Below are 12,123 nucleotides of genomic sequence, written 5' to 3' on the forward strand. Positions count from 1 at the left end.
CGAGGACGCCCATGCCCCGTCTCGCCCTCTCCGACGACTTCGTCGCGGACCTGATCTCGTTGCAGAGACCGGTTCAGAAGGACGTCAACGACGCGATCCAGATGTTCCGGGGCCTGACCGTGCCTCAGCTGCACTCCAGCAAGGGCATGCATCTGGAGAAGCTCGAAGGAGCGCGCGACCCCCGGATCCGCACGATCCGGATCACCCGGTTCTACCGGGGGGTCCTCCTCGCCCCGGACGACGGGAGCGGATTGTACACACTGCTGCGGGTCGCACCGCACGACGAGGCGATCAACTGGGCCTGCAAGCGCGCCTACTCGGTCAACGGGGCCACCGGCGGACTGGAGGTCCGCAATGTCGAGGCGCTCGAACAGATGGAGACCTACTTCGAGACGAAGGCGGTCGAGACACCGGCACGTCTGTTCGCTCAGTACTCCGACACCGTGCTGCGCGATCTGGGCATCGACGATCAGGTGCTGCGGCTGGCGCGGGTGTGCGTCACGGTGGACGACCTCACGGTCATGGCGCCGCCCATGATGCCCGCCGACCAGTACGAGGTGCTGGAGTACCTGGCGGCCGAATACTCGCCCGAGGACGTCTGGGAGCAGTTGATCGCTCCGCGCGGGCAGACGGTTCGCACGGCCGAGGACCGGCCGGCCGTCACGCTCAGCGAGGCGATCCTCAACACGCCCGACCGCATCGTGGAAGTCACCGGCCCCGGTGAGCTGGAGCGCATCCTCACCGAGGACTTCACCCGTTGGCGTGTCTTCCTGCATCCCACCCAGCGCCGGTACGCCTATCATCCCGGATTCAACGGACCGGCTCAGGTGACGGGCGGCCCGGGCACCGGCAAGACCGTCGTCGCGCTGCACCGGGTCCGGCATCTGCTGCGCTCCGGGCACGAGAGTGACCGGATCCTGCTCACCACCTTCACCAACGCCATGGCGGCCGCCCTGCGGGACAGCCTCGCACTGCTGCTCGGCGACGCCGACGCCCACTTGCTCGACCGGGTCGACGTCACGACGGTGGACTCGCTGGCCGCCCGGGTCATACGGGAGGCGAGGGGCAGCTCACCGAAGCCCTTGTCGGCGGCGGCCGAGAAAAGCGCCTGGACCCGTGCCGCCGCCCGCGAGGACCTGCCATGGTCGGAGCGCTTCCTCTCCCAGGAGTTCCGCAGCGTCGTCCTGGCTCAAGGCCTGCGGACGCCCGAGGAGTATCTGCGCTGCGTGCGCAGGGGGCGCGGCACGCAGGTCGGACGGGTGCAGCGAGCGCGGCTGTGGCGGGTGATGGAGCGGTTCACGGCGGACCTGACCGCGCGCGACTCGGCGACGTACACGATGCTCTGTGACCAGGCCGCCCGGATCCTGGCCGACAAGGGGCCGCGCTACCGGCACGTCGTGGTGGACGAGGCACAGGACCTGCACCCGGCCCAGTGGCGGGTGCTGCGCGCCTGCGTCGCCGAACAGGCCGACGACCTGTTCCTCGTCGGTGATCCTCACCAGCGCATCTACGACTCGCGGGTCTCGCTCCGCTCGCTGGGCGTCCAGGTGCGGGGGCGCACGTCCCGCCTGCGTGTCAACTACCGCAGCACCGAGGAGATCCTGCGCTGGTCGGCGTCGCTCCTGGACGGTCAGCCGGTGGGCCGGCTCGGTGAGGACGACGACGAAGAAGGCGGCCGCGACTCGCTGCACGGCTACCGTTCCGAGCTGCACGGCCGCGTTCCGGTGGCCCGGGGCCATGCCAGTCAGGACGACGAACTGCGGGCGCTGGTGGAGCAGATCCGGGTCTGGGTGGACCAGGACGGCGTGAGGCCCTCCGAGGTGGCGGTGTGCGCCCGGTTCAACACGCTGGTTGACGCGGTCGTCACGCGTCTGCGCCGGGAGGGGGTACCGGCGGTCGCGGTCAGGGACGACCCGGGGCCGGAGGTGTCCGGTGTGCGCGTGGCGACGATGCACGCGATGAAGGGACTGGAGTTCCGCTGCGTGGCCGTCGTGGGCGTGACGTCGAGCGTGCTCCCCTTCGCTCCGCAGGTGACGCCCGCCGACGAGGACGTCGTTCAGCACCGCTCCGATCTGCTGGCCGAGCACTGCCTGCTCTTCGTCGCCTGCACACGGGCACGTGACGCGCTGGCCATCTCCTGGAGCGGTCAGCGCAGCCGCCTGCTGGACCCGGTCGCCGACTGAGACACCGCGGCCCTGTCACCTGTGCGGTACGGGTGACAGGGCCGACGGTCGGAGAGCTCAGGCTCTTATCTCCCGGACGACGACCGTGCGCCTCTTGCCCAGGGACGCGTCGTACGAGATCTCGCGTCCGGTGGGCTGCCACATCAGCGCATGGCCGAGGGGGGACGACGGGGAGACGATGTCCGCCTCCTCGGTGGGCAGTTCGGCGACGGTGTACAGGGTCTCCTCGTCGATGTCACCGTCGAACTCCAGGACCAGAAGCGCGCCCGGGATCACCACGTCCGGCGCGGTCGTCTCCCGCCCGATGCCGACGGAGTCGAGGAACATCCGCAGGAAGGTGAGACGCTTCGCGCGCCGGTCACGCTGGTCGGCCCGTGTCCTCCTGAGGAAGACGAGTTGCGCCGCGTCGGCCCCGTCGGGAGTGTCGTCGGGAGCATCGAGAGCCGCCTGCAGTTGCTGCGCCTCCCGCACCAGCCGCTGAAAGGCCGCGGCGGGGATCTGCCGGACCGGCAGTGAGCTCCGCGTGGCCGGGCCCGGCCCGGCCGGCGCGACGCCGGGCTCCGCCGGCCGGGCGGGGCCCCCGGAGGGGCCGGTGTCGGCGCGGTTCTTCGACGACACCCCGGACGACACCCCGGACGGCATCGCCGCAGCGGACATCGCCTCCGTGGCCGGACCGTGCAGCAACCCGCGCGGATCCACGGGCGCCGGTACGGCCTCCACGTCGGTGGCCACCGTCGCCGTTCCCGTGCCGCCCGAGTCCTCGCTCGGTTCGCTCCCGCGCTCGGTCGCCGCGCCTTCGTCGTCCGGCTCCGTGCCGGCGCGCCCGGTGTCGGCCGCGGTGCCCGACTGCTCCGTCTCCTCCCGCACCGGCTCGATGCCCAGCCGTTCCAGCTCGGCCCACAGGGGCGCCAGCGCCTGCTCGCGGTCGAGGTGGAATCGGCTGCCCCGGATCCGGACGAACGTCCAGTCGACGCGTTCGAGGTCGCGCTGCCTGGCCGCCGCGGTGGAGGCGTCCTCGCCCTCGGCGAAGGCGTCACCGTCGCAGGCGACCGCGAGCCGGCGCGTCCCGCCCTCCACCACCAGATCGAGGGTGTGGCGCCCCACCTTGTATCCCGGGCGGACCCGGTAGCCCCGAGCCGTCAGTTCCAGGTACACCTGCTGCTGGAACAGGCTGTCGAACGCTTCGTGCCTGACGTCGGGCAGGACCTCTCTCTCGACCGCGGCGGTGTCCTCCTCCGCGGGCCGGGTGAGGTGGTCGAGCCACCGTCGGCGCAGGTCGTTCTCGTGGAACTGTTCGGCGCGCGCGCTGTGGAACACCCACACCTGGTCCTGGGCGCGCGAGGCCGCCACGTTGATCCGTTGCTCGTAGGTCTTGCCGTTGAACCCTCCCGGCACGGACCCGGCGCCCGTGGACGGTGAGTTGACGCAGGAGACGAACATGACGTGCCGCTCGTCGCCCTGGAAGTCCTCGGCGTCGCCGACCCGGATGCGGCGCGCCTCGCGCTGCTCGTAGTCGAGGCGGTCGGCCAGCAGGTTCTCCAGTTCGGTCAGGTGGCCCTTGCCCGCGCGGAGGCTGATGATCCCCATGGTCTTCCCGTCGTAGGCGGGGTCGGTGCAGCACCGCACGACGGCGTCGACGAGTGCCTCGGCCTCGGCGGGGTTGCACAGCCGGGAGTTGACGCCGAGGGCTTCACCGTGTTCGACGTGCACGGTGCGGACCGGGGGCAGCCGGTCGGCCCCGTACTGCCGCAGGGGCAGCAGATGGCGGTTGTAGCAGAGGTCGTTGGAGAAGGAGATGATCTCCGGCATGCACCGGAAGTGCTCCTTGAGCATGAGGGTGCCGCGGCCCGCCGAAAGCGCTTCGGTGAGGTCGAAGAAGCTGGAGTCGGGGCCGAACAGGCTGCGGACGTCCGGTTCCAGCGCGGTGAGCAGGCGGTCCCTGAGGTGGAAGTACTCGTCCTGCTTGAGGCCGACGTTGGACGGGCTGACCTGCTTGCTGTCGCCGACGACGACCATCCGGTCGGCGAGCCAGCTCAGCAGCATGGCCTCCAGGCCGGACTGGCTGGCCTCGTCGACGATCACGACGTCGAACATGCCGGGCCGGTCCATGGGCACCGTCTCGGCGACCTGGTGCAACGGCATGATCCACGCCGGTACCGCCGTCTGCGCCTTGCGCAGGGCGGCCTGGGCGTCGCGCCGGTAGCGGTGCTGGTACTTGCCCTTGATGCGCCGGGCGGCCTGCTGGTAGGCGCTGAGCGCCCGGGACTGGTCGCCGGTGAGCAGGCCGAGGCAGCGGTGCCAGGCGCGGGCGGCGGCGAGCCGGGCGAGCATGATGCGGGCCTCGTCGTCCGCCTCCGTCAGCCGCTTGCGCAGGGCGCGTTCGGCCTCGGGGTCGGTCAGCCGCTTCATGCGCTCCCGCCACGCGGACCAGGCCCAGGCCTCGGCCAGCGCCGGCAGCCAGGTCTCCCAGGCGGTGTCCTCGTGCGTGGTCGTGACGCGCTCGGCCAGAGCCGGGAACGCCTCGCGGACACAGGTGAGGGCCGTGTCGTGTTCGGCCCGCAGCCGCGCGGCCTCCCGCACCTCGGCCATCTCTTCGCTGAACGAGCGGTAACCTTCGGGGTCCCGGTCGCGTACGGCGTCCAGGGCGCGCACGACCGCGGGTGCGGCACCGGGCCGGTCGCTCCAGGCGCGCAGCAGTTCCTCGGTGTCCGCGACGACCTTGCGGGACCCTTCGGCCGCGCGCAGCGTCGTCGCCGCACGCAGCAGGGTGCGCACGGCGTGCTCGACGGGGGCGTTGTGCCAGGTGGCGACGGCGAGCCCCGGTGAGGTGGCCGCGGCGGTCAGGACGTCGGTACGTGCGGCGGCGACGGCGAGCAGCGCGTCGAGCACCTCCGCCTCCTGACGCAGCCGTGCGAGGCGCGGCCCGTGTCCGTGCCAGGCGGCGGCCGGAGTGCCCCACTCGGACTCCACCTGAGCCAGACGCAGTTCGAGCTGGACACGGGCGAGGACGACAGCCGCCGTCGGGACGTCCTCCGGAGTACGTCCGTCGACCCGTACGGCGTCGACGAACGCGCCGACCGTCTTCGCCAGCTTGGAGCGCATGCCGAGGGGTCCGCGCAGCTTCTGGCCCTGACCGAGCCCGTCGTGCAGAGCTGTGGCCTGGGCGAGCGCCGTGGCCGGGTCGTACTGGTCCAAGCCGCTGACCATGGCCGTGCCCAGCGTGGCGAGCGAGGCGTCGACGGCGGCGAGGGCCTCGGAGACGGCGGCCCGCCGGCTGCGCGCCTGCCAGTCCTGGCCCTCGGTCACCTCCTTCAGCAGTACCGCGGCCCAGTCGCCGGCCGGAGCGGCGAGGGACGCGGCACGGGCACGGGCGGCGGAGAAGGCGTCGAGCGCCGAGGACAGCCGCTGCTGTTCGGCCTCGCTCAGGCTCCGCACGGCCGCGTCGTACTCCGCGCACAGGGCATCCTGGCGCGCGGCGGCGTGCGCGTCCTCGGCCGACCGCACGACCCGCACGGCCTCCTCGAAGTCACCGGGGCTCGGCAGCTCGGAGGGGCCGGGCACCTCGGCGGCCAGGGCCTGGTGGTGCGGGGTGTAGGCGCGGGTGGCGTGCAGCAGGCGCAGGGCCTCGCCGGCGGTCAGGGCGGGCTGCTCCTGCGGGACGGGGCCGAGCCAGTCGTATCGTCCCGTCTCCGCGGTGAGGCGCTCGGCGATCTCCTGGAGGCTGCCGCTGTAGTCGCCGATCTCCGTCTCGAAGCGGTGGGTTTCCTGCTCGCGCAGCACCGCGAGGTCGCGCAGCATGGCCTGCTGAGCGGCCCGGGCCCTGGCGAGTCGTGACTGGAGCGCCTTGACCGCCTTCCGGGAGGCCTTCTCGTCGTAGCCGGCGTACTCACTGAGGATCTTGTGCACGGACGCCTCCAGCTCGCGCTGGGCGGCGGCGCCGTCCTCGGTACGGCTCACGCAGAGGTCGCGGATGGACTCCGGAAGCTTGTCCCGCAGTACGCGCAGGGCGCGCGGGGTGTGGCTGGTGATGAGGACCCGCTTGCCCTGGGCGAGCAGGTCCGTGACCAGGTTGGCGATGGTGTGCGTCTTGCCGGTGCCGGGCGGACCCTGGACGACGACGAGCCGGTTGGCGCGCAGGCGTTCGGCGATCGTGCGCTGCTCCTCGTTGGCGGGCAGGGCGAAGTACATCTCGTCGCTGTCGGTCGCGGTCCCGCCCTCCGCCGCCGCGAGGTCGGCCGCGGTGAGCGCGCCGTCGCGGCCCGCGATGTAGCTGAGCAGCTCGGTGGGCGGGGTGCCCGCGTCGATCTGCCGGGCGATGGCCTTGAGCGCGTCCATGGTCGAGCGGCGGCTGCGTTCCCGCAGGACGAGTGCGGGGGTGAGTCCCACCTGCGGAACGTCGAGGCTGCGCGGCTTGGCCCGCTCCACGGTCGGGGCGTAGCTGCCGGCGCTGTGCGCGGCGTTGACCCAGCTGCGCAGGGCGGTGTGCACGGCGTCGAGGTGTTCGGGGTCCGTCACGTCCGAGGCGCCTTCCAGCACCTCGACGATCTCCTCCCGCACGGGGCCCGGCACGTGCTGGGCCCCTTCGAGCATGCCCTCTTCGAGTTCCAGCCCGGCACCGGTCGGATCGGGGGCGGCGGTGAGCGTGCCGGTGGACGGATCGAGCCGGAGGATGGCCCGGTGGGTCACGAGGTGCCGTTCCACCCGCTGTCCCGCGGCCGTCTGCCAGGTCAGGCGGCCGAGGCCGAGGACGAGCTCGTAGGCCTCACCGAGGTTGGCGGCGTCCTCGTGCATCTTGTGCAGCCGGTCGTACAGCCTGACGACGGGGTCGATCGCGCGCCGCCGCTCCGCCCAGGCGAGCCATTCCTGTTCCCAGGCGGCGTACAGCTTCTCGATCTTCTCTCGTTGGGGGTGCTCGTCCAGCTCGTGGTAGGTCTTGTCGAGCGGGATGCCCTGCGACCAGTCGGGAAACTCCGGTTCGATGCGGCGGCGCAGGTGCGGGGCGCGGGTCTGCTTGAAGTCGCGGATGCGGTTCTCGTCCACCCAGGGGACGAGCAGAGTCCTGAGGTGCGGCGCGTCCTCGCGCTCGGGGCGGGTGACGGTCAGCCAGGCCGGCTCGTCGGCGCCGAGCATGCCGTCGATCATCACCTCGACACCGTCGTCGTCGGGCAGTTCATCGAACCACACGGCGCCGGCCGCGCCGTCCAGCGTGCGAACGGGGCGCGTCTTCGACTCCTCCGCCTCGGCGAGGAAGCGGAAGATCTGCCGCACGCGCGCGGAGTCGAGCTCGTCGCCGGAGAGCTGAGGCGCGGGCGGCGGCGTGACCTGTCGCCCCGGGCCGGCCGACTGCGCGGGGATGGCGTGGAGCGTGGCACGGGTGCTGTGCTGCTGCTCGAATCCGCCGGCGGGGATACCGAGGCCGCCGCCGGACTCGGCCTGGGTGCCGCTGTCGCGGGACAAGGACGCGGCGCCGGTGCCGAGGGTGGCCGACACGGCGGTCGGGGCCGTGGTGAAGGTGACACGCTCCCGGTCGTGTGCATCCCGGAAACGGACCTCGATGTCCAGGTCGTCGGCGGTTCCGGCCGGGATGCTGTAGGCCCACGTGGCGGAGAGCCTGCGTCCCGTGCGCAGGGTGCCTTCCAGTTCGTCGTCGAGCAGATCACCGCTGTGGTCCTGCACCTGACGGGCCGTCTTGCCGTAGGGGCCGCCGCGCACCAGCAGGCTGATGCCGTCCACGGCGACGGGCCGCCCGGTGCCGTTGCTCAGGTGCAGGGTGCAGCGCACCAAGTCGTCACCCGGCCGGTACCCGTGGCTGTCGTCGGCGTCGGCCAGTTCGTACGGCATGACGTCGTCCACGCGTACGTACAGGCCGTCGTCGTACTGGTAGACGGAACCGACCGGCCGCAGGCCGTCACCCGGCACGCTCTCGTCCTGACTCACACGCCCCACCCCACTGTGTGCAGAGGGCCAGCTCATGACCCGTTCGGTGACATCTCGCCCAGCCGCCTCAAGCCGCCAACAAGCGCCCCCCGGCGCGCGACCTTGTATGTGAACTGAGCACACGCGGCGAGAGTACCAGCAACCCCTGACAACACACGCCCCTGGGACCAACCGTGCCGCAAGCTCAACGGCGTGCGATCAAGCAGCGACTTCAGCGGGCCCCGGCATCACGACAGAGCCACCTTGACGAGAGAGAAAGTCATTGACTGAGTTCACAATTACACGGCAGGATCTCAAGCGCGTCACCCATTGTGCGTGACGTCGTTCCGGAGGAGGGCAATCGCGCCATGGACATGCAAGTGGTCGACGTCTCGCCCCAGTTGGCGGCACAGTGGCTGACCAGCAACACCAACAACCGACCGCTCAGCAAGGGCACGGTGCAGCAACTGGCCGGCCAGATCCAGCGTGGTGAGTGGCAGTTGACTCACCAGGGGATCGCCTTCGACGAGGACGGTGTCCTGATCGACGGACAGCACCGCCTGGCGGCCATCGTCAAGGCGGGAGTCGCCGTGCGGCTGACCGTCACGCGCGGTGTGCCGCGCACCGCGTTCACCGTGATGGACACGGGCCGCAAGCGCACCGGGCGCGACGCACTCGCCCTCGCGGGCGAGGCCAACGCGACCCATCTGGCGGCAGCCCTGCGAGGACTGCACCTGTACCGGACCGCACCGAACTCCTCCTGGAGCGGCGGATCGTCGGTCACGAGCAACGACCAGCTCCTGGACGTGCTCGGCAAGCACCCCGGTGTCCGCGACGCCCTGCAGCGCGGCATCGCCTTGAACCGCGGATGCCGCATCACCGTCACGGCCGCGACGATCGGCTGGTACATCACCACCGAGGCGCGGCCCGACGTCGACCAGTCCGCGTGGGAGGAGGGAGTCGTCACCGGCGCGCGTCTGGAGCCGGGCGACCCGCGCCTCACGCTGCGCAACACCATGCTCAACCTGGCACTGGGCAACGCACACCGGCGCCGCGACGACTCACGTGAGCACCTGCTCTACTACCTCAAGGCGTGGAACGCGTGGGTCGAGGGCCGCAGCATCAAGCTGCTGCGCCGCTCCCCCAACGAGACGATGCCCCGCGTCTCCAGTCGCTCGGCTCTGACGCCGGCGGACAACAGCGCCTGAAAAGGCATAGATTAAGCGGACAGCCCCCTGTCGCGAGAGACACCCGGACATGGATGGGCCGGGCCTGTGGCACTCGGCAGGGGGACACGCGGGAAAGGAGGCGCATGCGCGCCCAGGAAATCACCTTCCTCAAGCTCGTCCAAGGGGACAAGCAGTTCCAGGTGCCGCTCTACCAGCGCACGTACAGCTGGGGCAGGGAACAGCTCCAGCGGCTGTGGGAGGACGTCGGGGAACTCGTCGAACAGCATCTGGCCGGCGAGACGGCGGCGCCGCACTTCCTGGGTTCCGTGGTGCTCGCACCGGGCCAGATCCAGGCAGGCGGGGTGCAGAGATGGCTGGTGGTGGACGGGCAGCAGCGGCTCACCACGCTGATGCTGGCCTTCACGGCGCTGCGCGACCACCTGAAGGAGACGGGTGACGCGCGCGGTGTGGACCGGGTGCACCGCCAGATACTGGTCAACGAGTTCCACGAGGGCGCGGACCACTACCGTTTGCTTCCCACGCAGGCCGACCGTGAGGCGTACACCGCCTGTGTCCAGTCCCGGGCCGACGCCGGCGGTGGCGACAACATCGGGGCCGCCTACCGGTTCTTCCGCGGTGCGCTCGCCGAGGGCCACGAGGCGAACGACGTGCAGTGGACCGCCACGGTCGAGACGGTCCTCAAGGATCTGCTCTCCATCGTGGAGATCACCGCCGAGTCCGGCGACAACGTCTACCGGATCTTCGAGTCGATCAATAACACGGGTGTCGGGCTCAGCCAGAGCGACCTCCTGCGCAACTACGTCTTCATGCTGCTGCCCAAGCGAGGCGAACGGATCTACCAGGAGCTGTGGCTGCCCATGCAGCAGAGCCTGGGCCCGAAGAACCTCGAACTGCTGGTCTGGCTCGACCTGGTGGTACGTGGCCACTACAAGACCAAGCAGAGCGAGATCTACCGGGAGCAGCAGAAACGGCTCCAGCCGCTGGCCGGCGACGAGGACGCGCTGCAGCACGAGATCGAACAGCTGGCCGAGCGGGCCGGCAGGTTCCTGCGCATCGTCGAGCCCGCTCGTGAGCAGTCCCCCGCCCTGCGCGCGGTCCTGGAACGCCTGGCCTCCTGGGGCGGCCAGACGCACTACCCGCTCGCCCTGCACCTGCTGGACCTGCTCGCGGCAGGCCGGACGACACCCGACGACGCGGCGCAGGCGCTCGGCTACGTCGAGTCCTACCTGGTACGGCGCCTGATCTGCCAGACGCCGACGACCGGCCTCAACCGGATCTTCATGGAGGCGCCGAAGGAGCTGGAGACCGACCGGCCCGCCGCCGAGGCGGTACGGCGGTTCCTGTCCGGCCGTCGCCGCCGCTGGCCGAGCGACGAGGAGCTGCGCGAGGCGATCCGCACCAAGCCGTTCTACTGGAGCGGCCGGCCTCCGCAACGCAGTTACATCCTGCGCCGGCTGGAGGAGAGCTACCGCCCCTCCGAGCCGGTGGACTTCGCCAGGGCGTCCCTGAGCGTGGAGCACGTCCTGCCGCAGCGACCCGCTCCGGCGTGGTTCGACCTCCTCTCCGAGGAGACGGAGCCGAACCAGGCTCCGCAGGAACTGCACGACCTGCTGGTGCACACCCTCGGCAACCTCACGCTGACCGGCGACAACTCCAAACTGTCCAACCACCCCTTCGAGCGCAAGCAGCAGATCCTCGACTCCAGCGCCCTGCGCATGAACCTTGAGATCGCCTCGGCGCAGCGCTGGGGCAAGGCGGAGATCCTGGCGCGTGCCGACCGCCTGTCCGAGCGCGCGGTGGGCCTGTGGCCCGGCCCGATCGGCGGGGTGAAATCGGCCGGTGAGGAGTCCCCGGGCTGGGCCGAGCTGCGGGCCGCGCTGGTGGCGATGCCGAGCGGCACGTGGACGACGTACGGCGATGTCGCCGAGCTGATCGGCAGCCACCCGGTGGCCGTCGGAGCGTACCTGGGCGGCAACTCGACGGTGATCGGCGCCTACCGGGTGCTCACCTCGGAAGGCAAGATCTCTCCTTCCTTCCGCTGGCCGGACGGCGACGACCGACAGCCGCCGCAGGAGCTGCTGACGAGCGAGGGCGTGCGCTTCGACACCTGGGGCCGGGCACACCGCTCGCAACGCCTGACCGCGGCGGAGCTGGCCACCCTGCTGGGGAAGGACGTCGCACAGCCCACGGCGCACGATCCGCTCCCCGAGGGGGAGGATGCGGCGGCAGCCGAGCGCTTCCGCACCCAGTTGCAGGAGCACTGGCCGGACGCGCAACCCGGCGTCATGGGGGCCCTCGACTTCTGGCGCCGGCAGGGCGGTTACGTCAACTACGGCCGCTATGAGGAGACCAGTTGCTTCCCGATGCTGGACGCCGGGACGAGCCGTAGCCAGCACCTGCTCTGGCCGGTCGCGATCTACCCGGTGAGCGGCACGGTAGAGGTGGTCTTCCAATACCTGAAGTCCCGCACGCCCTTCGACGACACCGAACAGCGCCGGGAACTGCTGAACCGCCTGAACGAGATCGACGGCATCGACCTGCCCGAGGCGAAGCTGGAACTGCGTCCCTCCTTCCCGGTGACGGTCTTCGCCGGGCACGGTGACGAGATCTGCGAGGTGCTGGACTGGTTCGTGGGGGTGGCGGCGCTGGATCTGGCGCGGCGGCGGGACTGAGACCTTGCCGCTTTCCCCGCGTTGAGGCACACCCGCCCGGCGGGGGCGGAGCCGACCCGCGCGAAGGCCCTCTCGCACCACCCCCACTATCGTCTTATTGACGATAATGGGGGTGTCGTGCAAGGCTGACAAGGCGTCAAGCGCCGCAGACCGCGACCTGCG

Annotated in this window: 4 protein-coding genes; 3 read left to right on the forward strand and 1 reads right to left on the reverse strand. The window is 71.0% G+C overall.

What is annotated here, in order from left to right; all coding sequences use genetic code 11:
- Window positions 1-11 precede the first annotated feature (11 nt).
- Complete coding sequence (locus tag LQ326_RS19200; protein WP_234538356.1) at window positions 12-2,183, forward strand: UvrD-helicase domain-containing protein; 2,172 nt, start codon at window positions 12-14, stop codon at window positions 2,181-2,183.
- A gap of 57 nt (window positions 2,184-2,240) precedes the next feature.
- On the opposite strand, the gene LQ326_RS19205 is transcribed toward LQ326_RS19200, so the two are convergent.
- The gene (locus LQ326_RS19205; protein ID WP_234538357.1) at window positions 2,241-8,120 is read right to left on the reverse strand and encodes an AAA domain-containing protein; all 5,880 of its coding nucleotides are present in this window, start codon (window positions 8,118-8,120) and stop codon (window positions 2,241-2,243) included.
- 347 nt (window positions 8,121-8,467) lie between these two features.
- Between LQ326_RS19205 and LQ326_RS19210 the strand changes: the two genes are divergently transcribed.
- Both LQ326_RS19210 and LQ326_RS19215 read left to right on the forward strand, forming a co-directional pair.
- Window positions 8,468-9,307, forward strand: coding sequence for a hypothetical protein (locus tag LQ326_RS19210; RefSeq protein WP_234538358.1), 840 nt, complete (start codon window positions 8,468-8,470; stop codon window positions 9,305-9,307).
- Window positions 9,308-9,411: 104 nt separating this feature from the next.
- On the forward strand, window positions 9,412-11,961 hold the full coding sequence (locus LQ326_RS19215; RefSeq protein WP_234538359.1) for a GmrSD restriction endonuclease domain-containing protein: 2,550 nt from the start codon (window positions 9,412-9,414) through the stop codon (window positions 11,959-11,961).
- The last annotated feature ends 162 nt before the right edge of the window (window positions 11,962-12,123 follow it).

This window comes from Streptomyces shenzhenensis (assembly GCF_021462265.1).
Lineage (GTDB): Bacteria > Actinomycetota > Actinomycetes > Streptomycetales > Streptomycetaceae > Streptomyces > Streptomyces shenzhenensis.

Excerpts from the sequence above, each read along its gene's own strand:
- LQ326_RS19200 (WP_234538356.1), top strand. The coding sequence starts at position 12 with ATGCCCCGTCTCGCCCTCTCCGACGACTTCGTCGCGGACCTGATCTCG.
- LQ326_RS19210 (WP_234538358.1), top strand. The coding sequence starts at position 8,468 with ATGGACATGCAAGTGGTCGACGTCTCGCCCCAGTTGGCGGCACAGTGG.
- LQ326_RS19215 (WP_234538359.1), top strand. The coding sequence starts at position 9,412 with ATGCGCGCCCAGGAAATCACCTTCCTCAAGCTCGTCCAAGGGGACAAG.